The 23559-nt window shown below is 68.0% G+C and carries 15 protein-coding genes and 2 pseudogenes; 11 read left to right on the top strand and 6 right to left on the bottom strand.

The genetic code is table 11. The features are described 5' to 3' along the window. Nucleotides 1-60: 60 nt before the first annotated feature. The 6 genes and pseudogenes from OG507_RS30500 to OG507_RS30475 all read left to right on the top strand — a co-directional run bounded on the left by OG507_RS30500 (nucleotide 61) and on the right by OG507_RS30475 (nucleotide 12610). The gene (locus OG507_RS30500) at nucleotides 61-4035 is read left to right on the top strand and encodes an SGNH/GDSL hydrolase family protein (RefSeq protein WP_327370331.1); all 3975 of its coding nucleotides are present in this window, start codon (nucleotides 61-63) and stop codon (nucleotides 4033-4035) included. Nucleotides 4036-4158: 123 nt separating this feature from the next. Further along, entirely contained in the window at nucleotides 4159-4500 is a 342-nt protein-coding gene (locus OG507_RS30495) for a hypothetical protein (RefSeq protein ID WP_327370330.1), read from the top strand. 33 nt (nucleotides 4501-4533) lie between these two features. Beyond that, nucleotides 4534-5448: pseudogene (locus OG507_RS30490) on the top strand (ABC transporter permease); the annotation flags it as partial. 48 nt (nucleotides 5449-5496) lie between these two features. Continuing rightward, nucleotides 5497-7059: a penicillin-binding transpeptidase domain-containing protein gene (locus tag OG507_RS30485; protein WP_327370329.1), complete on the top strand. Its 1563-nt coding sequence runs from the start codon at nucleotides 5497-5499 to the stop codon at nucleotides 7057-7059. 56 nt (nucleotides 7060-7115) lie between these two features. Then, nucleotides 7116-8099, top strand: coding sequence for a hypothetical protein (locus tag OG507_RS30480; RefSeq protein WP_327370328.1), 984 nt, complete (start codon nucleotides 7116-7118; stop codon nucleotides 8097-8099). A gap of 17 nt (nucleotides 8100-8116) precedes the next feature. Continuing rightward, a complete protein-coding gene (locus tag OG507_RS30475; protein WP_327370327.1) occupies nucleotides 8117-12610 on the top strand; it encodes a hypothetical protein in 4494 nt (1497 codons plus the stop codon). Between the two features lie 67 nt (nucleotides 12611-12677). Here the strand turns inward: OG507_RS30475 and OG507_RS30470 are convergent, their stop codons facing one another. Next, complete coding sequence (locus tag OG507_RS30470; protein WP_327370326.1) at nucleotides 12678-13220, bottom strand: SMI1/KNR4 family protein; 543 nt, start codon at nucleotides 13218-13220, stop codon at nucleotides 12678-12680. A gap of 53 nt (nucleotides 13221-13273) precedes the next feature. Beyond that, nucleotides 13274-13393: pseudogene (locus OG507_RS30465) on the bottom strand (isoprenyl transferase); the annotation flags it as partial. 87 nt (nucleotides 13394-13480) lie between these two features. On the opposite strand from OG507_RS30465, the gene OG507_RS30460 reads away from it, so the two are divergent. From OG507_RS30460 to OG507_RS30450, 3 genes are all read left to right on the top strand, one after another. Next, nucleotides 13481-14458: a hypothetical protein gene (locus tag OG507_RS30460; protein WP_327370325.1), complete on the top strand. Its 978-nt coding sequence runs from the start codon at nucleotides 13481-13483 to the stop codon at nucleotides 14456-14458. Next, nucleotides 14455-14577, top strand: a complete 123-nt coding sequence (locus OG507_RS30455; protein WP_327370324.1) for a hypothetical protein — start codon at nucleotides 14455-14457, stop codon at nucleotides 14575-14577. The genes OG507_RS30460 and OG507_RS30455 overlap by 4 nt, the downstream gene beginning before the upstream one ends. Before the next feature lie 253 nt (nucleotides 14578-14830). Continuing rightward, entirely contained in the window at nucleotides 14831-15958 is a 1128-nt protein-coding gene (locus OG507_RS30450; RefSeq protein WP_327370323.1) for a tyrosine-type recombinase/integrase, read from the top strand. 482 nt (nucleotides 15959-16440) lie between these two features. On the opposite strand, the gene OG507_RS30445 is transcribed toward OG507_RS30450, so the two are convergent. The 4 genes from OG507_RS30445 to OG507_RS30430 all read right to left on the bottom strand — a co-directional run bounded on the left by OG507_RS30445 (nucleotide 16441) and on the right by OG507_RS30430 (nucleotide 21929). Beyond that, a complete protein-coding gene (locus OG507_RS30445) occupies nucleotides 16441-17769 on the bottom strand; it encodes a class I SAM-dependent RNA methyltransferase (protein ID WP_327370322.1) in 1329 nt (442 codons plus the stop codon). Between the two features lie 106 nt (nucleotides 17770-17875). After that, entirely contained in the window at nucleotides 17876-19924 is a 2049-nt protein-coding gene (locus OG507_RS30440; RefSeq protein WP_327370321.1) for an APC family permease, read from the bottom strand. A gap of 124 nt (nucleotides 19925-20048) precedes the next feature. Then, the gene (locus tag OG507_RS30435) at nucleotides 20049-21110 is read right to left on the bottom strand and encodes a 1-aminocyclopropane-1-carboxylate deaminase (protein WP_327370320.1); all 1062 of its coding nucleotides are present in this window, start codon (nucleotides 21108-21110) and stop codon (nucleotides 20049-20051) included. 84 nt (nucleotides 21111-21194) lie between these two features. Beyond that, the gene (locus OG507_RS30430; RefSeq protein WP_327370319.1) at nucleotides 21195-21929 is read right to left on the bottom strand and encodes a GntR family transcriptional regulator; all 735 of its coding nucleotides are present in this window, start codon (nucleotides 21927-21929) and stop codon (nucleotides 21195-21197) included. Nucleotides 21930-22207: 278 nt separating this feature from the next. Here OG507_RS30430 and OG507_RS30425 point away from each other — a divergent pair, with 278 nt between their 5' ends. Together OG507_RS30425 and OG507_RS30420 are read left to right on the top strand one after the other, a co-directional pair. Further along, nucleotides 22208-22876, top strand: a complete 669-nt coding sequence (locus OG507_RS30425) for a potassium channel family protein (protein WP_072485889.1) — start codon at nucleotides 22208-22210, stop codon at nucleotides 22874-22876. Then, a complete protein-coding gene (locus OG507_RS30420) occupies nucleotides 22876-23553 on the top strand; it encodes a potassium channel family protein (RefSeq protein WP_327370318.1) in 678 nt (225 codons plus the stop codon). The genes OG507_RS30425 and OG507_RS30420 overlap by 1 nt, the downstream gene beginning before the upstream one ends. Nucleotides 23554-23559 lie beyond the last annotated feature (6 nt).

Genomic DNA, 23559 nt, shown 5'->3' with positions numbered 1-23559 from the left:
TGGGCCTGGATATCGATCGAGTCCGTCCCATCAACTGCTCTTCCGGATCTTGGAGAACCCTTGAGACGAAGAAGCCGATACAGACGAGGATGGGCCGCCGCGGCGGCGTGTGCCGCGCTCACCGGCGGCCTCCTGCAAGCCGCCGGCCCCGCGACCGCGGCACCCGAGCCCGGCCGCGCCGACGAACAGGCCATGCCGACGCCTTCGGGCCAGGTCGAGGATCCGGGCAAGAAGCTCGGCAAGGGCTGGAAGGCCTCGCCGGACCGGGCCGTCACCTCCGCGGCCGACACCGACGGCCTGCACATCCTCACCGCGGACAGCCCCGACGCGTACACGTGGAAGACCGCCGCCGTCCTCGCCGAACCGGGCATGCCAGCGGACACATGGATCGGCAACACGTGCGCGATGGACCGCTCGCACGTCGCGGTCGCCTACGCCCCGCGCACCTTCACCAACCATCAGGACCTGGTGCTGGGCGGCGCGTTCACTGCCGTCGTCGACCTGAAGACGGGGCAGGTGACGAAGCTGCCGTTCACGGCTTCCCTGGCCTACTTCGCCCCGTCCTGCAACCCGGACACGCACACGGCCGCCTTCACCTCCTTCCGGGACGACAAGAGCCGTATCGTCACCGTCAACACCTCCGGTGACACCGTGGCCGACACGGTCGCCGACGGACAGGTCACCTCAGCCGTCCCGGTCACAGACGGCACGGTGGCCGCGCGCGGCAGCCACCTGGTGCACATCGGCCGGTCGGGGAAGGTCAAGAACCTGGCCGACACGGAGAACGTGCCGTTCGACATCCGGGTGGCGGACAAGGACCAGGTCGCCTTCCTCGACCGCGAGAACGACGACACGGCACACGCCAAGCTGTGGCGAGGACAGGGCCGTCCGTCAACCTTCGCCTCGGGCAAGCTCGACGACCTCGCCCTCAAGCAGGGCGGCACCGGACGGGTGTTCCTCACCGGTAACCCCACCGGCACGCCGGACACCGGGGGAACCGGCGTGACGCGCCTGGACGCGCCGGCCGACGCCGATGTCTCCAGCCACGGCCGATTGGCCGTCGACCCCGTCATCTCGCCCGGAGTCCGCGCCGGTCTGGAGCGGATCAAGGGCGGCGGGAAGGGCTTCACGACGTCGGAGCCGGCGCCGCAGGACGGCAGTGCGCAGCCGCCCCAGACGGGTGACGAGGAGCCGCTGACGCTGACGGCCACGGCGACCACGACCGGGGAGACGATCACGCAGTCCGTGCCGGGGCAGGACAGCGGATCCGGCAGCGACACTCTCTCGCCCGCCCTCACCGGTGCCGACAGCGACGGCGGGACGCATACCCAGCTGACGCGCACCGCGGTGGCCGCCAGTGTGTCCACCAACCCGGTCGACACCGACCGCTGGTGTTCCGTACCCCGCAACGACGTGGACAGCATGGCGCTCCAGCCGACGCCGAACCAGGTCGAGTGGGCCGTGGACATGGCCGTCCGCGGTGAGCTGAAGTCCGGCTACATTTCGCAGGGTGGCTGGCGCGCTCAGGCCGGTCTCGGCACGATCGACCCGCAGGGGTTGTTCCCGATGCCTGAGCTCGAGGGATACGGACGCATCCCGGCCCAGGTCATGCTGGGTGTGCTCGCCCAGGAGTCGAACCTGTGGCAGGCGGAGTCGGGCGCGGTACCGGGCCAGATGGGCAACCCGCTCGCGGCCGTGGCCGGTTTCTACGGCCACACGGGCGACACCTCTGACGAGTACTGGAAGATCAACTGGGACGAATCCGACTGCGGCTACGGGGTCGGCCAGGTCACCGACGGCATGCGCATGGCCGGACACGAGAAGGACGGCGAAACCGCTCTGGACCCGAACGTGCAGCGGGCCGTCGCCCTCGACTACACGGTCAACATCGCCGCTTCCATGTACATCCTCGCGGACAAGTGGAACGAGATCCATTCTCCGGGCCAGACCATCACCGTCAACGACGACGACGTGTCCAAGCCGGAGAACTGGTTCGCCGCGCTGTGGAACTACAACCTGGGCTTCAACCCGAACAATGGTGACGGCAAGCCGTGGGGCCTGGGCTGGTACAACAACCCGGCCAACCCCCTCTACCCGCCCTCCCGGCTGGCTTTCCTGGACACCTCGCTCGACCCGGACGCCAACCGTGACGCGGCGCATCCGCAGGACTGGCCGTACGAGGAGAAGGTGATGGGCTGGGCCGCCTGGTCCATCGACGCTGGCTACTCCTACGCCACCTCCGGACGCCAGGACTGGCCGGGCGAGAGCGGCTTCTCCTCGGCCGGCTTCCGCCCGGCCTGGTGGGTCACCGAGGGCCAGCGCAGCCTCGTCAAGCCGCCGCTGGACGCGTTCTGTAACTCCACCAACGGATGCGACGCCGACAACCCGCCGGACTGCCCCGACGAGGACTGCTACAAGCAGTACTGGTACCGCGGGTCGAACGTGACCTGGAAATCCAACTGCCCCAACGACTGCGGCAACGAGAACATCAAGTACCAGACCCTGATCGCTGAACCAGGCCGCGGCTACCGCCTCCAGTACGGCGACCCCGAGTGCTCCACCACCGGGCTGCCGTCCGGCGCGCTGGTCGTCGAGGCGATCGCGGCCGGAGAGGCCACCTGGAGCGACTGCGGCGCGGTCGTCTCGGACGGCAGCTTCCAGTTCTCCTTCTACTCCGACGCCGACAACGAGTACGAGGCCAAGGGCGATCTGCATCAGATCGGCGGCGGCTACGGCGGCCACTTCTGGTACACCCACACCCGCGACTCCTCTCACCTCGGCGGCACCGGCGGCCGAATGACCATCGACGGCACCTGGACCCTCGGTCAGAGCCTGAACCAATGGACCCGTGTCTTCGCGCACATGCCGGACACCGGAGCCCACACCCAGCAGGCCCACTACATAATCAAGGGGGTCGCGGGCGGCGACCGCGACCGCTACATCAACACCCACTACAGCGAAAACACCTGGGTGGACCTCGGCGTCTACCACTTCACCGGAACCCCCAGCGTGGAACTGTCGAACACCACCGCTGACGGCACCGCCGACGAGGACATCGCCTGGGACGCCGTCGCCTTCCAGCCGCTGTCCGCCAAGCCCCAGCACATCGTCGCGGCGCTCGGCGACTCGTACTCCTCGGGTGAGGGCACCGACAACTACTCTCCTGAGTCCGACACCTCCCATGGCACGGCCCGCTGGAACGCCTGTCGGCGGAGCCTCACCGAGTCCTGGCCGCGCAAGCTCGTCCTGCCCGGCACCAGCACGCCGCTCGGCGATCTCTCCGACAGCTGGTCCAGCACCGCGGAACTTGGCTTCGTGGCCTGCTCCGGCGCGAAGACGTGGAACGTGATCGGAGACGGGGTGCCCTTTTCCTGGGGCGACAGGAACAACTACGCCAGTGGTGAGGGGCAGTTCCACGAGATGTCGCAGGTCGAGTCGGGCGTCCTGACACCGGACACAACACTGGTGACTCTGACCATCGGCGGCAACGACGGCAACGCCTTCCAGGACGCGGTCTTGGCCTGCTACGTCATCGGCATCTGCGAGACAAGCGACTACACGGCCCGGATCGACACAGCGGTTGACAAGACCAGGGCGATCATCAACAAGATCGACGATCCTGGTTACGCCGAGAATGCGCAGATCGTCCTCATGGGTTACCCAAGCATCGTCGCGGACGAGAGCTGCAACGGCGCCGTGGTCTCCGTACTGAACGAGCTTGCCGACTACCTCCGTGACAAACAGGCAGCCATGGTCGCAGACCTCAAGAAGGCAGGCGTCAAGGTGGCGTATGCCGACCCTATCGCGAAGTTCGAGGGGCATGGTCTCTGCGACAGCGATGAGTGGATCAACGGCATCGTGGCGGGCCCCGAAGGCGAGGGAGACTTCCACTCGGGCGACGACGTGAGCACGATCTGCTGGTGGGTAAACACCTGCCTGAGCCGTGAGTCCTTCCACCCGAAGCCGTCGGGTACGACCGGGTACGCCGCGGTCATGCGTGACACACTCGACTCCGTCGGTTACAAGGGGAGTTAGCGAGCTACCGGTGAGTCACCAGTGAGTTACGGACGTGATGCCCTCGAGGGCAGAAGGCGGCAACCCCGTCTCCTGTCCTCGGGGTGCCTTGCCGTATTGGTCGCCGCGCTTTGCTTGCTCGGCGTGTTCGTCGGCACCATCGCCTTCCAGCGGGCGAGGGCCGACCGACAAGCCCTCGACCAGCTCCATGCCTCCGTCGCTCACGCGCGCGACCGGCTGCGCTCGGCGGCGGCAGACGGAACCCTGACGGACGAGGAGATCCAGGAGGCGCTACGACTGTCCCAGGCATCCGTGCGGGACACGGTCCGCACTGCGGACACGGTGACGGTCAAGGCCTTGATACGCGGGACGCATGCGTCCGCCGTCGGAGGCGGGGAAGTGACACGCTGCCATCAGTTCCGGGTCGCGTTCTCCGCAAAGGGGGCGGCGGTGAGCGATGAGACGGCGGAGGAATGCGGGGAGTGAATGGGAGACACCTGCCTCAGCCGTGAGCGCTACCACGCCGGCGCCTACTGGTCCGCCGACCTCAACTCCGACCAACAGGTGCACTCCGCACCCGTGGGCGGAACCCGCGGCGGCAGCCAGGCGCAAGTCGTGGCCGCCGACTCAGGCGTGCTGCGGGCCGCGCAACCCACACTCGCCCAGGGACGCATCTACGACGCCTGGCACGACCGCACCAAACAGCGGGTCGCTGTCATCGGTGCCGGCATCGCCACCCGTCTCGGTATCACCACCCTGGAGACCCAGCCCGCCGTCTTCATCGGCAACGAGGCGTTCACCGTCGTCGGCATCGTCGACGACGTCGAGCGCCGCGCCGACCTGCTGCTGTCCGTCGTCGTCCCCCGCTCCACCGCGCAGCAGGTCTGGGGCGCCCCCAGGAGCTCGGCGAAGATGCTCATCGTCACCGAACTGGGCGCGGCGAAACAGGTCGCCACCGAAGCCCCTCTCGCCCTGGACCCTGCCCACCCCGAGTACTTCAAAGCCGTCCCCCCGCCCGACCCCAGGGCGCTGCGTACCGAGGTCGGCGGCGACCTGGACCAGCTGTTCCTCCTGCTGGCCGCGATCTGCTTGTTCATCGGCACCGTCGGCATCGCCAACACCACGCTCGTCGCCGTTCTGGAACGCACCGGCGAAATCGGCCTCCGCCGTGCCCTGGGCGCACGCGGACGGCACATCACCGCCCAGTTCCTCACCGAATCCGGGGCACTCGGCGCGCTCGGAGGTCTCGTGGGCACCTCCCTGGGAATCCTCACCGTCGTCGGCGTGGCCCTGGCTCGTGACTGGACTCCCGTCATCCACCCCGAAGTCGCCCCCACCGCCCCCGGCATCGGCCTGGCCACCGGACTGATCGCCGGCCTCTACCCCGCCTGGCGCGCCAGCCGAATCCAACCCGTCGAGGCCCTGCGCCGATGACACCCCCCACTCCCGAGCTCAGCTTCGGACATCACCTCAGGAGCACACATGCGCCTTAGTGCCCGGATCGCCGCATTCAGCCTCACAGTTACCGCGCTCATCGGCGCCAGCGGCTACGGCATGGCTTTGCTCATCGCCGACGAGGACGTGCCCGAGGCGGCCGAGGAGTTCTTCGCTGCCTGGGCAGACGGTGATCTGGACAAGGCGTCACGTCTCACCACGGATCCACAGTCCGCGCTGATAGCCCTGAAGGCGTACAAGAACCGCACACACGTCACGTCTGTGGACTTCACCCCCGAAAAAGTCGACGGCAGCCACGTTCCCTTCGTGGTGAAGGCACGCATCAGCAACGAGTCCACCACGGCCACCTGGTCCTACCGCTCAGAGCTCGACGTCAGCAGCGACGAAGGCAACGGCGAACGCATAGTGTGGGATCCGGCCATCGTGCACCCAAAGCTGTCCGGCCGTGACAGCCAGACGCTGGAGACAGTCGTCGCCGCTCCCGCCACCCCTGTCGTCGGCCGGGACGGCACAGCACTCGATACACAGGACGAGTCCCTGCTCTCCGGGGTCATCCGCCAGCTCAGCGAGCGATACGCCTTGAAAGCGGGAACGGCGTCCCTTCAGGTCAGACTCGCCCCCCTGTTTGGTAAAGGCGGCAGAGACAGCGAGACCGTAGCGCACTTGGTCACAGGCAAACCCGCCACCATCCGCACAACGATCGACCCTGCTCTCCAGCGCGCTGCCGAGGCCGCGGTCGCGGGTGACACCCGCGCATCCGCCATCGCCATCCGGCCCAGCACGGGAGAGGTACTGGCGGTCGCCAGTCCCATCACGTCAGACATGAACCCCGCGCTCGAAGGCGTCGAAGCACCAGGTTCCGTGTTCGAGATCGTTACGGCAGCGGCCCTGCTGGAACAGGGTGCAGTGACACCAACCACGCGCGTCGACTGCCCTGGCCAGACATCCGTATCCGGAACGACATTCACCAACCCTAAGCCGGCGGCAGCAGCGGGCGGAGGGACCTTCGCTGACGTCTTCGCGACCTCCTGCGACACCGGCTTCGTGGACCTGGCCGACAAGCTCTCCCCCGCAGCACTGGCCGACGAAGCCAAGGACGTCTTTGGCCTGGGACTCAACTGGCAGACGGGGGTCACAACAGCCGACGGAGCCGTGCCCGAACTCACGGGGGTAGACAAGGCCGCCGCCGCCATCGGCCGCGGCGAGGTCCGACTCAACGTCCTCAATCTCGCATCAGTCACCGCGACGGTGAAGAACGGAACATTCAAACAGCCCCAGTTCGTGGATGCGAGCATGATCGGAACAGACCGGGCACAGACGGAACGCTCCCTGTCCGGCCCGATCGCCCAACAACTGCGCGACATGATGCGCCGCAACGCATCCCACGGCACTGGTGCTCAAACCATGACCGGCATCAGCAGAACATTCAGCTCCATGGCCGGCATCGCGGAGCAGGGCACGGGGCGGGCAGCGCACGCATGGTTCACCGCATTCAGCGGTGACCTCGCCGTCGCCGCCGTGGCAACAGACAACGGCCGTGGTGTTGCGAGCGCCGGTGACATCACCCGGGCCATCCTCGACGCCCGCTGACCGGCTAAACAACGACAACATTCTCCCCCAGCACTTTATGTAGACAAGGAAAACCCGTGCACGTCCTCAAGCGAACGACCACCGCCGCAGCTGTCATGCTCGCGGCAATATCTCTCGGTGCATGCTCGTCGTCCGGATCGGCCTCCGGCTCGGCGAAGGACCACACCCCGGTCGACCGGAGCAACTGGCCCGCGGAGATCCCTGCTTCCGGACTGGTCAAGGGCTTGGAGCTGCCGCTTGAGGCATATATGTCCTCGTACGCGGATCAGGTCACCGTCGATACCGCGCTGCGCACCCTCCAGGCGCGGTGCATGGCGGAGTACGGGCTCACCGTCGACCTGCCGCGCCCCGGTGCGAACCCGCCGCCTCACAGCAACGCCATCTCGATCGAGCGCCGTTACGGCATCACCGACCGCACTCAGGCGCAGAAGTACGGCTACGGGCTGCCGAAGGAGCTGACCCGGAGCCTCGAACCTGTCGAAGAGGGGCTTTCGGGCATCGAGGTGGAGGTGCTGACCGGGCACACGAAGCCCGACCTGAGCGCACCCGAGGGCGCCGAAGGCGACGGCCCGTACTTCACCAGTGCGGACGCCAAGCCCGCCCGCGCCGAGTACCAGGGCAAGAAGCTGCACAAGGGCGGCTGCGCCGGCTGGTCGAAGCAGCAGCTCAAGCTGAACGAGCTGGATGCGGGCTTTGTCGCGCAGCTCGCCTCGACAAGCCTCTCCGAGTCCCGGCCGCGCAAGCCGGTCGAGAAGGCCATCAAGGACTGGTCGGCCTGCATGAAGAAGCGGGGCCGGTCCGCCGTCGACCCGTATCGGGCCATGGAGCAGGGCTACGCCAACGGCGACGGCACCACCAAAGACGCGATCGAGCTCGCGCTGGACGACATCGACTGCAAGGACCGGACCCGTCTGATCGAGGTCTGGTCCAAGGAGGAGTCGGCGGTCCAGAAGCGGCTGATCGAGGAGAACAAGGACCAGCTCGCCGCCGTCAAGAAGCGTATGGGCGAGGTCCTTGCGGCCGCCAAAGCTGTCAAGTAACCAGAGAAGGAACCAAGTTGAGAAAAAGACGTATCCGCCTGCGCGTGCCGGTGACCCTCGCGGTGACCACCGCGCTGGCGATACCGCTGAGCCTGCCCGCGCAGGCCGAGGAACCACAGCCGCCCAAGGGCGCGGCGCAGGGGTGGAACGATGCCGCTCAGAAGCAGCAGAAGCTCTCCCTGAAGCCTTCCGCGATCCCCGCGAAGGACCGCGCCGGCCTGCTCGGCGAGGACTACAAGGAGTCCGCCGACACCGCTGTCACCGCGACCGGTGACGGCACCGGCTTCCACCTCCTTGCGGGCAAGGAGAAGGACGGCTATCAACTGCGCACAATAGCCAGCCTGTTCGAGGACGGTTTCGCCTCGGACACCTGGATCGGCAACCACTGCGTCACCGAGTCCGGCAAGTACGCTGCCGTCGCGTACGCGCCGCGTATGTTCACCAACAAGCCCGAGCTGATGGTGCGCGGCGCCTTCACCGCGGTGGTAGATCTTCAGTCGGGCAAGGTCACCAAGCTGCCGTTCCAGTCGTCGCTCGCCTACTTCTCGCCGGGCTGCGGCCAGGGCGATCAGGCGGTGTTCACCCAACTCACGCATGACGGGGACGAGAAGCAGCAGACCCACCTGATCACCGTCGACGCGGCCACCGGCAAGGAATCCAATCCGGTCACTCTCGCCGGCCAGGTCACCTCGGCCATCCCCACGGCCGACGGCATCGTCGCCGCGCACGGCAACAAGCTTGTACGGATCAACGGCACGGTCGAGAAGACCCTGGCGTCCACGACGACGGTGCCGTTCGAGATCACCGCCGATGCCGACGGCGGCATCACCTTCATCGACCGTGAGCTGGACAAGAAGGCGTCCAAGAAGCCGGTCAGCTGGGCCAAGCACCTCGACCGTGCCAAGGTCGAGAAGGGCAAGGAGTCCGAGCCCGTCACGGTCGCCGCCGGCAAGCTCGAAGCCTGGGACCTGGCTCGCTCGGCGCGCGGCGAGGTGTTCGTCACCGGTGACGCCGCCTCCAAGACACTGCCCAAGCACGTGCACAACCCGGGCAAGCTCCCCAAGGGTGCAGCGATCTCCAGCCACGCCCGGGCAACCCTGACCACCACGTGGTCGGACGGGAAGACCACTCTGGTCAACCCGGAGGACGCCGCCAAGCCCCGCCCCGCGCGCACCTCCTTGCGCATGCTGGATTCGGGCAAGTCCGTGACCCTCGACCTGCGGCCCGGCGCCAACCGCGTCGGCGACGAGACACAGGGACGCGCCTTGTCCCCCGCGCTACCCAAGGGCGGCCCGGTCGAATCTGGCCCCAACAAGACGAGCAAGGGCGATACGGCGGATGACGGCCTGTCCACGCAGACCGTCAGCACCCAGGCCCTCACCGCACAGGCCGACAACCCCAGCGAAGGCAGCGGGGAACGCTACTGCGCGGTGGCCCGTAACGATGTGCAGAAGCAGGCGTTCCAGCCCACCCCGCGCCAGGTCGAGTGGGCCGTGGACCAGGCCGTCGTAGGCGAGCTGAACTTCTACCGCGAGCCGAACTGGAAGAATACCGGGACCGGTGGCTACCAGCCCCAGGGCCTCTTTCCGCCGACCGTGCTCGCCGGTGACCCCAACGGCACCCTCGACAACGAGGACCCCGATGTCACCGACAAGTGGCACATTCCCGCGCAGGTGATGCTCGGCATCACCGCGCAGGAATCCAACATGTGGCAGGCCACCCGCTTCGCAGTGCCCGGTGTCACCGCCAACTCGCTGATCGGCAACTACTACGGCGTCGACTACGCCGCCGACGGCGAGCAGCTCGACCCCTGGCGGATCAACTGGGCGGACGCCGACTGCGGTTACGGCATCACCCAGGCCACCGACGGTATGCGCCTGGCAGGCAAGACCAAGCCGGGCGAGACCGCGCTGTCCACCCTCGCGCAGGAGGCCGTCGCGCTGGACTACACGGCGAACATCGCCGCCGGTGTGCGGATCCTGTCGGAGAAGTGGAACCAGACCTACAACGCCGGAATGAAGATCAACGGCGGCCACCCCAAGTGGATCGAGAACTGGTTCTTCGCCCTGTGGGCGTACAACTCCGGCTTCTACGACACCGCTGACTCGCAGGGCCACTGGGGCGTCGGCTGGACCAACAACCCGGCCAACCCGCTGTGGAAGGCCAACCGGGTCCCGTTCCTGCAGAACGCGACCAACCCGGCAGGTGACGACTACAGCCACGCCGCGCACCCGCAGGACTGGCCGTACGAGGAGAAGGTGATCGGCTGGGCGGCCCGTCCGATCTCGGCGATGTTCGCGCCCGGTGACTTCCAGGCCGGTTACCGCGCCGCGTGGTGGACCACCAATGAGGACCGCTCCAACGCCAAGCCGCCGGTGGACCTGTTCTGCAACGCGTCGAACTACTGCGACCCGTCCAAGATCGGCGACAACGACTCCAACGACCCGGGCATGGGCGCCTGCACCGCGGACTCGGGTGACAGCGACACCAACCCGCACTGGCTGCACTGCTGGTGGCACGAGGAGGTCACCAAGGACCAGTGGAAGGACTGTGAGCGGCTCGCCGAGTGCGGCAACGGCGTGCACCGCTTCACCACGTCCTACGGCGAGCAGCCGGATGCCGCCTCGTATCCGCCGAACTGCTCCATCGGAACCCTTCCTGCCAACGCGCTGGTGGTCGACGATCTGCCGGACGGCACCACACCGGCGGGAGTCAGCGCCGGCCGGGGCTGCGGGGCGGTGAAGTCGAGCGGCACGTTCAACTTCACGTATGTCCCGTGGGACACCCAGATGGATCTCACCAACGACGGAACGGACAACCCGACCACCGTCACGACGTATCCGGGGAAGATCGACACGCACCAGATCGGCGCGGGCTACGGCAACCACTTCTGGTTCACGCACACCCGCTCGCCGGAGTCCTATCCGGCCAACGCCGAGCGTCTGAAGGTCACGGGCACGTGGAAGCTGAACGCTCCGCTGACCAACACCACCCGCCAGGCGAAGATCTTCGCGCACATCCCCGACCACGGTGCGCAGACCTCCAACGCCGTCTACCGGATCCAGACCCCGGAGGGGGAGGAGGAAGCGGCCATCTCGCAGACGGCGAACGAGTCCAACAAGTGGGTGGACCTGGGGGCGTACGAGTTCGGTGACCAGATCCCCGAGGTGCGGCTCGACAACTTCAACGGCGGCTCCGGAGACGCGGACATCGCCTTCGACGCGGTGGCGTTCGTGCCCGGCACGTACCAGGGTCTGAAGCTGACCGGCAATATGACGGCCAACCCGACCGCTCCGGATCCGGCGCCGGTCGAGCCGGACGAGGACATCACCGACGGCCTCTTCTCCGCGGCCGGCGGATCCTCGGCGGACACCGCCGCGGCGGCGCCGATGGCGATGGCCGCCACGAGCACCGCGTCATGCTCGATGGTCGTCCACTCCCTCAGCCGCAAGCGCACCACCGCCTGTATCCACAGCGACTACGCGATGACGGAGTACACGAACACCGTCCCGACCGGAAGCGCGGCTTTCGACGTCTACGCCACCTACTATCTCGACCCCAAGAGTGACGAGTTCTCGCAGGTCACCACGATCCGGCTGAAGTCGATGGACGGTACGGTGAACAGCGCCACCTTCGACTACGAGGCCAAGTGCCGCGGCTACTGCGACATCACCAGCGTCGACTGGAGCGGGTCGAAGACCTTCGCCAAGGGCGACACGCTCCTGCGGACCGTCACCACGCGGTTCAAGTGGGCGCCCAGCGGCACCACCAAGAACACGATCACCCCGTACCTGTCCCTCGGCGGCAAGGTCAACGGCACCAAGGTCGTGAATCCGTCCGAATTCGAGAGTGCCAAGCTGGACATCCGCTGCGACTCCGAGGTCTCCGGCGCGGGTAGCGGCTGTGTGTTCGCCGGCTATAAGCCGACGTATGTCATGAACTCGCAGAAGTTCCCCGGGGCCGCGGCACACATCGACATGATGTGGCGCAAGACCAACATCAAGTGGGGTCAGCGCAGCAGCGGCAAGCCGCTGACCTACCTGGGCAACAAGATGTCCGTCGACGGCTCCGGAAAGATCCAGTCGGACCGCAACCGTCAGCTCATCTGCGGCAGGCAGTGGAAGGCATACAGCGGCACGGGTGACTTCAGCGACATGTGGACACTGGAGGCGGGCGAGGCGCGGACGGACTCGAAGAGCTGTGACGAGTTCGCCTTCGCCAATGCCGCCCAGAGCGCCGGAAACTCCGCGGGCCCCAATCCCGTCGCGTACAGCGGCAAGGAGTGTGTGCAGACCTATCTGCGGCGCAACGCCGACGGCACCATGACGCTCCATCTGCGGCCGGATGCCCCGGCGCCGACGTGGAAGGAGCCGTGTGGCCGGTCCTCGATGTCGAACTGGCAGAACACCCAGTCGATGCGGCCGTTCGGCGACTTCATCAAGGAACAGCGGCTGATGGAGGACGACGACTACTGGGTCGACCTGGCCGGGTTCACGGCGCCCACGCCGTAACCACGCCATGACCACCGCATGAGAAGGGCCCCCGGACACTCCCGGGGGCCCTTTTCGCACGACCGTCTCAGCTCCACTCGAGGCGTCCGTCGACGACCGAGCAGACCGGGTGGCTGCCGTCGCCGACCCGCGTCAGCATCTGCGCAACGGAGTCGAAGTAGTCGGCCAGCGACGCATACTCGCCCGTGACCGGGATCTCCCCCACGAACCATCTGCCGATACGGCCGTCGCGCACGTCGATGAACTTGCCCGCCCAGCCGTCCTGATCCGACAGGAACGGGATCCACTCCCTGTGCCAGTCGCCCGATCCCGCCATGGGGTGGTTCGCGTAGAGCTTCTCCATCGCGCGGATGCCCAGAAAGAAGCTCCCCTCGTCCGGAAACCCCGCGAACCCGCAACATGCGACATCGTCGTCCACATCTTCCTCAGGAAGATCCAGATTGTTCAGAAGCAGCCACGCCCGCAGGTCCTGGGGAAAGGAGATCCCCATCCGCTCCTCGGCGGCCGCGAGCATCTGTTCCGTGGCTGGCCCGGGCAGATCCGCGTGATCGGCCGGGGCGTGCTCCCGAAGAAGACTCATCACGCGGGACCAGCTCTCCACCACACGCATTCTTCACTGCCCTCTCTGCACGGATGCCCTATACGACTGCGCCACTGCGGGGGTTACTGTTCGAAGCGTCGACGCCGGGCGCCGTAATCCCGAAGCGCGCGCAAGAAAGCTACCTTGTGGGGCGCCGACCGGAAAACCTCGCAGAAATGGTACTCCGAGTGGCGCGACTGCCACGTGTTGGGGTGGCCGCCGGGGCTGTCACGCCACCTGTTTATGATCAGCGACCTGCCGGACTTGTCTCCGCGGACGCGGGTGGACAGGTGCACTTCCCGCCGATCGCCAACGGCCTCGACTACCTGCTGAGCGCCACCGAACATCTCTCACCCGACCCGGTCTCGGAGCGGGCGCTGAAGTACGCCATCCTGCACCTCGCCGCCGGCGCCGAGGTCCTACTCAAGGCCCGACTCCAGCTGGAGCACTGGTCGTTGGTCTTCAAGGACCCGGGCCAGGCCACCCGCCAGGCCCTTGAAGGCGGCACGCTCACCAGCTGTACCCCCCAGGAGACGCTGCAGCGGCTGCGCGACATCGCCGGCGTGATCGTCGACGACAAGGACATACGGATCCTGACCCAGCTGGCGCAGCACCGCAACGCACTGCAGCACTACGGGCTGACCGGGCCCACGGCGACCGTGGGATCGGTGGAGGCGCGCAGCGCCGCGGTGCTCGACTTCCTTATCCGGTTCCTCGACGAGGAGCTGCTTCCGGCACTCACCCCGGACGAACTCGTCGCCGTACAGGGCGACATGACTACCATCCGCGGAAAGCTCGAATCGATTGAGAGTTTCGCGAGGAAGCGGTTGAAGCGTCTGCGCGCTGTGCTTGAGCCAGTGCGTGCGAACACCGTACGGTGCGGCGAGTGCTTCCAGTTCGCCCTCGTCATCGGCGGCCCCCGGCCGCGCTGTCACTTCTGCTGGAGCAACCCGCCCCTGGCCTACACGCTCGCCGTACACGCCTTGCTCGAGCTGGGACGGCGCGTGCCCAACGCGGCCTACGAGCAGGTGCTGACGGGGAGCGGGAGTTTGGGGGAACGCTGCGGCCGCTGTGGGGGCGACACGGTAATGCACGGGGTCATGACTGCGGCGTACGACGATGCGGGCGGCGGCCTAGTCGCTCTGTGCTTCTTCTGCGCCGAGGTCTCGCCCACCAAGCCGACGTGCCTGGTGTGCGGTGTGCGCTTCGAGCCGGTCCGCAGCGAACTCGGCTGCCCCTCCTGCATGCGAGAGGCGGAACAACAGTGAGCGCGCCGCAGCCGCACGACTACTTCGCCCTGCTGGACGCCGGCACCGACGACGCCGGACGCCTGTACGTGGCGGGCGACGGCATCACCGCGATGCTGCGCGGCATGGCCGAACAGTGACAGAAGGAGGCCCGCCAGCGCGGCGAGCTCGACGCGCGCACCCTGCTGGTGCTCTCCGACCGCCTGACCGAGCAGGCCGACCGGCTCGACGGACAGTTCAGGGACCACCCGGCGCGGAGCCGTACGTGAGCGCGGAGGGTACGCGCTTCGGCAGCGGTTGCCGGTGTGCCGCTGCTCCCGGAGTTCACTCCGCCCAACTGCGGTACGCCTCCGGTATGTGGCGTCATCACCCTGCTGGTACGGAGAGGACAGCGTGAACAACACCGACCTGGTCCCGACCGTCATCGATGCGGAACTCGTCGAGGAGCGGCCCGACCTCACGCCGGCGCTGCCGGACGCCGGGGCGCTCCCGGACGTGGCGGTGGACATCAACGAGGTGCTCACCGAGGAGGCCGAGGAGGACCTGGCCAACTCGGGGCGCCAAAACACCCGCACGACGTACGACAGCCGCTTCAAGGCGTTTGCGAGCTGGTGCATCGCCCGCGGCCGCAAACCGGGGCCGCGCACCACGGAGGTGAACCTCGTCTCGTACGTCTCCCACCTCCGCCGGGAGCAGATCGGGCACGTCACAATCCGGCTATCGATCGCGGCCATCGTCGACATGAACGCCCGGGCCGGGCACGAGAAGTGGCCGCCCACCGCGAAGGCCCTGAAGATCTACGCTGACGCCCGGCACGAGCAGGCGGAGAGCGGCCGAAACCCGCGGTCGGCTCCGCCTATCGACATGGAGCGCCTCATCCAGATGGTCGACGGGTGCCCAGACACTCTGGGCGGGCTGCGCGACGAGGTCATCTGCTACCTGGGCTACTACTGCCGCGGGCGCCGCTCGGAGCTGGCCAAGTTCCGCATCGCCAGCGTGGAGTTCGTCAGCGACGAACTGGCGGTCGTACGCAAGCAGACGTCGAAGAACGACAAGACCGACGCCGGCCGCGAGTACGAGATCGACGACCCGAAAGCGGTGTCCGCGCTGCAACGGTGGATCACCGCCCTGCAGGAGCACGGCCAGCGCGCGCCGCATCTGCCGCTGCTGCGTCGGGTGGACCAGTGGGGCACCATCGGGCCGGTGAGCAAAATGGGGTGGGGCATGACGCCGCACGCCGTCAATGAGGCGGTTAAGCGCCTGGCGCGGCTCGTTAAGCTGGACGTGGCCGGCGACGTGACGTCGCATGGGCTGCGCGCCGGCGTCCCCACCGACCTCGGCCGGCTCGGGTACTCGGCCGGGGAGATCAAAGAGATCACCAACGACTGGTCCTCCACCGAGCAGGTCGAGAAGTACCGGAAGATCGGTCGGCGACGCGCGGGCAAGAAGACGGACGACCGGCGATCCAAGGCCATCACGGAGCTGCAGCAGCTGCGGCCGAAGGCGGATCCGGCCGAGTAACCGGGGCTCGGCCTTCGTTTCGCAGACGCGGCGGCGGCCGCCCGGCAGGGTGCTCCCAGCACGCCAGCTACGGCCCGCCCCAGCGCAGGCCGCTGGGCAGCGGAAAGTTGGTTGGTCTCGGCCTCCGTCCCGTCCGCCAGGCCGACCGTGACGTGCGTGGTCCGGGCGCCCGGACCCGCCTAGCACTTCCAGTCGTTTCGCATTTCAGAAGCGGTGGACGCCGTCTACCACCAGCAGACGAAGAACCTGCTGGCACTCTGCGCAGGTGGCTGAGTGGGACCGCTCAGCACCACGAAATTCTCAGCACCTTGCCGCACCCGTACAGTCAGGAGGCCACCTGACCAGCGGTGCAATGCGCCTGATGGCCCATCAGAACGAGCGTCACATGAGCGTCAAGATGCCTCTGAGAGCGTCATTTCAGCGTCAAGATATCGCCCGTAACGCCCACAGTGCACATAACGCACACCACCCAAACCTGCAGGTCAGGCGGCCTTTGCGACCGGTTCGAGGATCGCGACGCATTCAACGTGGTGCGTCATCGGAAACAGATCGAACGCCCGCAGCGTCCGCACCCGGTAGCCGCCCTCGCGGAAGTACGCCAGGTCGCGGGCGAGGGCCGCCGGGTCGCAGGCCACATAGGCGATGCGGCGGGCGCCGAGGCCGGCGAGGTGCTTCACCGTCTGCTTTCCCGCGCCCGCGCGCGGCGGGTCGAGGACGATCAGGTCGGTCTCGGTGATGCCGGTGCGGGGCAGGATCTGGTCGACCTTGCCGTGTTCGATGCGGACCCGCTCCAGGTCCTTGAGGTTGTGCCGGGCATCCTCGACGGCGCGCTTGCCGGACTCGATGCCAAGGACGGCGCCCTTCTCGCCGATGCGCTGGCCGATGGCGCCCGCGAACAGGCCGACGCCGCAGTAGAGGTCGAGGGCGGTGTCGCCCTTGCGGGGCAGCAGGCCCTGCATGACGGCGCGGACGAGGGTGTTGGCGGCCTGCGGGTGGACCTGCCAGAAGCCGCCGGAGCCGACGCGGTAGGTGCGGTCGTCGGCGCGCTCGCGGACGAAGGCGCGGCCGTGCACCCGGTGGACGCCGCCGTCGCGCTCGTCGACGCGCATCACCGAGACGGGCTTGTCGAGCTCGACGAGGGGCAGCCGGCCGCCGGGCCTCGGGGTGAGGATGACCTGGCGGTCGTGGGAACCGGTGGCGGCGATGGCCTCCACCGAGGCCATGCCGGGCCATTCCCGCTTCTCGATGCCGAGCTCCGTGACGCCGGGGGCGGCGATCAGGCAGCGCTCGATGGGCTCCACGTCGTGCGAGCGGTGCTTGCGCAGTCCGACATGGCCGTCCTCGTCGATGGCGTACTGGACCCGGGTGCGCCAGGCCGGAACCTCGCCCGCCGGGAGCTTGTCGCCCTCGGCCGGCATCACGGTGCCGTCCCAGCCCGCCTCCTCGGGGGTGAGGCCCGCGAGGCGCTGGAGCTGTTCGGCGATCACTTCACCCTTGAGCCTGCGCTGGGCTCCGGGCTTGGCGTGCTGCCAGTCGCAACCGCCGCACTTGCCGGGGCCGGCGTACGGGCAGGGCGCCTCGACGCGGTCCTTGGACGCATCGATGATCCGTACCGCGTCGGCGCGCAGGAAGCGGGAGTCGCTCTCGCCCTCGGTGATCCGGGCGACGATCTTCTCGCCGGGAAGCGTGTGCCGTACGAAGAGGACCCGGCCCTCCGACGTACGGGCGATGCAGTGGCCGCCGTGTGCGACGGGCCCGACCTCGACCTCGTACTCCTCCCCGACCAGCGACGACGTGGGTTCGTTCTGCATGAGGGGGTGGCTCCAGAGATCAAGGGAAAAACGGCCGGACAACAACCCACGAGTCTACGTGGGTGTCGTCCGGCCGTTTACCACGAGCGCGCGGGCACGGGCACGGTCAGCCCTTGTTGGCGGGCTCCTTGGGCCTGCGCTCCACAGGTCCACGGCGCACCGAACCCGGCGCGTTCCACTCGGCGCGCTTCCTGGCGCGCTTCTTCGCGGCCTCGGAGGACTCCAGCTGGTACGGCACGGAGGTCACCATCACGCCCGGGGTGAACAGCAGCCGCCCCTTGAGGCGCAGGGCGCTCTGGTTGTGGAGGAGGTGCTCGTACCAGTGGCCGACCACGTACTCCGGGATGTACACGCTCACCACGTCGCGCGGGCTCTCCCGGCGCAGGCTCTTCACGTAGTCGATGACCGGGCGGGTCACCTCGCGGTACGGGGAGTCGAGGATCTTCAGCGGGATGTCGATGCCGCGCCGCTCCCAGTCCTCCTTGAGCGCCTTCGTCTCGGCCGGGTCGACGCTGATGGAGAGCGCCTCCAGACGGTCGGAGCGGATCAGCTTGGCGTAGGCCAGCGCCCTCAGCGTGGGCCGGTGGAGCTTGGAGACCAGGACGATCGAATGGACCCTGGAGGGCCGCATCCTCTCGTCGGCCGGGGTCTCCTCCGCGGCGATCTCCTCGGCGACCCGGTCGTAGTGCTTACGGATCGCGGTCATCGTCCCGTAGAAGATCACCATGCCGAGCAGCGCGACCCAGGCGCCGTGGGTGAACTTGGTCGCGAGCACCACGACGAGCACCAGGCCCGTGAAGAAGGCGCCGAAGGTGTTGATCGCGCGGGAGCGGATCATGTGACGGCGCTTGGCCGGGTCCTTCTCCGTCGCCAGGTGGCGGTTCCAGTGCCTGACCATGCCGGTCTGGCTGAGGGTGAAGGAGACGAAGACACCGACGATGTAGAGCTGGATGAGCCGGGTCGAGTCGGCTCCGTAGATCCAGGTCAGCAGGATCGCCGCGCCCGCCAGCAGCACGATGCCGTTCGAGAAGGCGAGCCGGTCACCGCGGGTGTGGAGCTGGCGGGGCAGGTAGCGGTCCTGGGCGAGGATCGAGCCGAGCAGCGGGAAGCCGTTGTACGCGGTGTTCGCGGCCAGGAAGAGGACGAGCGCGGTGGCCGCGGCGAGCACGATGAAGAAGAACGTACCGTCACCGAAGACGGCGGCCGCGACCTGCGAGATCACCGGGTCCTGGACGAAGCCGGAGCCGACCGGGGCACCCTCGCTGATCAGGTCCTTGGCCGGGTTCTCCGCCATCTTCACATCGGTGGCCATGGCCAGGCCGATGATGCCGCAGAACATGGTGACAGCCAGCAGGCCCATCATCGCAAGCGTCGTCGCGGCGTTCTTGCTCTTCGGCTTGCGGAAGGCCGGGACGCCGTTGCTGATCGCCTCGACGCCCGTCAGGGCCGCACATCCGGAGGAGAAGGCACGCAGCAGGAGGAAGACGAGGGCGAAGCCGGCCAGGCCCTGGTGCTCGGCCTTGATCTCGAAGTCCGCGGTCGGGGCGTGCATGGAGTCGTCGAGGACCAGCCCGCGGAACGCACCCCAGATGATCATGATGAAGACGCCGGCCACGAAGAGGTACGTGGGGATGGCGAAGAGCTTGCCGGACTCCTTGACGCCGCGCAGATTCATCAGCGTCAGAAGCACGATGGCCACGATCGCGCAGGTCGTCTTGTGCTCGACGACGAACGGGATCGCCGATCCGAGGTTCTCCACCCCTGAGGAGATGGACACGGCGACGGTCAGCACGTAGTCGACCAGCAGTGCGCTGGCCACGGTCAGCCCGGCCTTGGGCCCGAGGTTGGTGGTGGCGACCTCGTAGTCACCACCACCGCTCGGGTAGGCGTGCACGTTCTGCCGGTACGAAGCGACGACCGTGAACATCAGGACCACGACGGCGAGCGCGATCCAGGGGCTGAAGTGATAGGCCGACACGCCCGCGATGGAGAGCACCAGGAGGACTTCTCCAGGCGCGTATGCCACAGAGGACAGCGGGTCGGATGCGAAGACGGGAAGAGCGATGCGCTTGGGGAGGAGCGTTTCTCCCAGCTTGTCGCTGCGCAGCGCCCGTCCGATCAGAATCCGTTTGGGCAGGTCGGTCAGTTTGGACACGCAGAGGATCGTATGCGTTCCGTATGGAAGCCGCAGACGCACCACCCCTGTGGCCTCGCAATCTTCTGCGCTCGGCCGCGAACGCCACGAAATTCTTAACGAAATCCTTGCACTTTCCTTGCGCTCAGGCGTCCGCGAACAGGGCGCTGTAGCCGTTGAGCGCGGGCTGACCGCCGAGATGGGCGTACAGGACGGTGGAGTCGCGGGCGATCTCGCCGCGCGCCACGAGGTCGACCGTCCCGGCCATCGACTTCCCCTCGTACACGGGGTCGGTGATCATGCCCTCGGTACGGGCGGCGAGCCGCATCGCGTCGAGCGTCGTGCCGTCGGGAATGCCGTACGTACCCGCGTGGTAGCGCTCGTCCAGTTCGATGTCGTCCACGGCGAGCTCGCGGCGCACCCCGATGAGCCGTGCCGTGCCGGCCGCGATCCGGGCGATCTGCTCGCGGGTACGGGCGGGCTCGGCGGAGGCGTCGATGCCCAGCACGCGCCGCGGGCGGCTGCCTGCCTCTTCGAGCGCGGCGAAGCCCGCGACCATCCCGGCCTGGGTCGAGCCGGTCACCGAGCAGACCACCACGGTGTCGAAGAAGACACCGAGTGCGCGTTCCTGCTCGGCGACCTCGTACGCCCAGTTGGCGAAACCGAGCCCGCCGAGAGGATGGTCGGACGCACCGGCCGGGATGGCGTACGGACGGCCGCCGCCCTCCTCGACCTCGCGCAGCGCCTGCTCCCAGCTCTCCTTGACACCGATGCCGAACCCGGCGCGCACCAGGCGGACGTCGGCACCGGCCAGGCGGCTGATCAGGATGTTGCCGACCTTGTCGTAGACGGCGTCGGGCCACTCGACCCAGCTCTCCTGGATGAGTACGCACTTGAGGCCGGCGCGGGCGGCGACCGCCGCGACCTGGCGGGTGTGGTTGGACTGGACGCCGCCGATGGAGACGAGCGTGTCGCAGCCCTTCGCCAGGGCGTCGGCCACGAGGTATTCGAGTTTGCGGGTCTTGTTGCCGCCGTAGGCGATGCCGGAGTTGCAGTCCTCCCGCTTGGCCCAGATCGCGGCGCCGCCGAGGTGGTCGGTGAGCCGGTCGAGCCGGTGGACGGGAGAGGGGCCGAAGAGGAGGGGGTAGCGGGCGTAGGAGAAGAGGGAGGGGGTGGGGACCGGAGAGGACGGGGTTGCGGGTGTCACAGGGGCTCCCTTGGTCGGAGGGCGGTGCGGTGATCGTGGCCGGGTGCAGGGCGGCCGGTGCCGTCGACCCGGCCTGATACGGAGTCAGCCGGAATCGGGGTCGGACACGGCTTCGGTGTCGGAGTCGGATTCAGTGGCGGAGTCGGCTTCGGTGTCGGCTTCGGTGTCGAACGGTTCGTCGGCGAGTTCTTCCAGCGCCCGCCAGATCTCCGCCGTCACCCGCGCCGCCGCATCCGCATCGCGCCCCGCGCACGCCTCGATCAGCCGGTCGTGCAGCTCCGCCGAGCCGTGCGCCGTGCTCGCCGTGCCGAACTGCCGCCACTCCAGACGCCGGATCAAGGGGGTGTAGCGCTCGACGGTGGCCGTCACCGCACGGTTGCCGCAGGCGGTGACGAGGACGTCGTGGAGCCGGTCGTCGGCGCGCAGCGCGTCCGCCACGTCGCCGCGGCGGGTCGCCTCCCGGAAGCGGTCGTTCGCCTCGCGCATCGCGGTCACGTCCGCGTCCGTGAGGCGGGGTACGGCGGATCTGGCGGCCAGTTCCTGCATCGCCCGTACGACCGCCGCCGCGTCCCGGACGTCGCGCGGCACCAGCCGGGTCACGCGGGTGTAGCTCTGCGGCTTGGACTCGACGAGGCCCTCGCCGCAGAGCCGGGACAGTGCGTCGCGGACCGGGGCCCGGGACAGTCCGAGGCGTTCGGCGAGATCGGCGTCGCGGACGGGAGCACCGGGCGGGATGGCGCCGCGGACGATGGCGTCGCGGATCGCCTCGTACGCCATGTCCCGCAGCAGGGTCCGCCGGACGGGGCGAAGGGTTTCCATGAACTGACATGTTAGATGTCTGTTCTCCCCGCGATCAAGGGTCCGTCCCGCAATGGCTGCGGCCGGCCGGAAAAGGTCCGGATCCCGGGAGAGGCCCGCATCGCCGGACGCGGCGAAAGCGCACTCGGATGAGGCTTCGCACTCGTGGCCGCATAAGCTCATCCTGGGCAACGGGACAGACCGTTGCCCCGTTGTTTGCCCGGCAAGCTGAGGAAGAAGTGTGAGCAGGGTGTTTTCGCAGGTCAGCCGGACGACCAGGAGTGCGAGGTAGGCGCAAGGTGCACATCGTCATCATGGGCTGCGGGCGAGTAGGAGCCGCTCTCGCGCAGACCCTGGAGCAGCAGGGGCACACGGTCGCCGTCATCGATCAGGACCCCACGGCGTTCCGGCGCCTCGGGTCGGGATTCGGTGGGCGGCGCGTCACCGGTGTCGGCTTCGACCAGGACACCCTCCGTGAGGCGGGGATCGAGGAGGCCGGTGCGTTCGCCGCGGTGAGCAGCGGCGACAATTCGAACATCATCGCCGCCCGGGTCGCCCGCGAGATGTTCGGCATCGAGAATGTCGCGGCGCGGATCTACGACCCCCGGCGCGCCGAGGTCTACCAGCGTCTCGGCATCCCCACGGTCGCCACCGTGCGCTGGACCGCGGATCAGATGCTGCGGCGGCTGCTGCCCTCGGGCGCCGAGCCGCTGTGGCGGGATCCGAGCGGTGGTGTGCAGCTCGCGGAGGTGCACACCACACCGTCCTGGATCGGCCACAAGATCAGCACGCTGCAGGAGGAGACGGGCGTCCGCGTGGCGTTCCTCACCCGGCTGGGCGAAGCCATACTGCCCACCTCGCAGACGGTGCTGCAGGAGGGCGACCTGGTCCACGTGATGATGCGTACGGACGAGATCGCAAAGGTCGAGGCGGCCTTCGCCGAGGGTCCTGAGGAGGGCGGTCACTGATGCGTGTCGCGATTGCCGGGGCCGGTGCGGTGGGCCGTTCCATCGCGGGCGAGCTGCTGGAGAACGGGCATGAGGTGCTGCTCGTCGACAAGGCACCGACGGCGATCTCGGTGGAGCGGGTGCCGATGGCCGAATGGCTGCTGGCGGACGCCTGCGAGATCACCTCGCTCGACGAGGCGGCGCTCCAGCGCTGCAACGTCGTGATCGCCGCGACCGGCGACGACAAGGTGAACCTGGTCGTCTCACTGCTCGCCAAGACCGAGTACGGCGTGCCGAGGGTCGTCGCCCGGGTGAACAACCCGAAGAACGAGTGGCTGTTCAACGAGGCCTGGGGCGTCGATGTGGCGGTCTCCACGCCGCGTCTGATGTCGGCCCTGGTCGAGGAGGCGGTGAGCGTCGGCGATCTGGTCCGGCTGCTGCGTTTCAGCCATGGCGACGCCAACCTGGTCGAGCTGACGCTGCCCCCGGAGTCGGCGCTGGCCGGCACCCAGGTCGGCGAAGTGGCCTGGCCCGAGGACACCTCTCTGGTCACCATCATCCGTGGGCAGCGTGTTCTGACGCCGGGCACCGACGAGACGTTGGAGGCCGGTGACGAGCTGCTGTTCGTGGCCGCACAGGCCCGCGAGGAACAGCTGGAGGATCTGCTGTCCGAGCGCCGGGGCGTCTCGGAGGACTGACAACAC

The sequence above is a fragment of the Streptomyces sp. NBC_01217 genome, assembly GCF_035994185.1.
Classification (GTDB): domain Bacteria; phylum Actinomycetota; class Actinomycetes; order Streptomycetales; family Streptomycetaceae; genus Streptomyces.
Note: the sequence above shows the minus strand (reverse complement) of the source record. Positions and strands in the feature narration are given on the sequence as shown.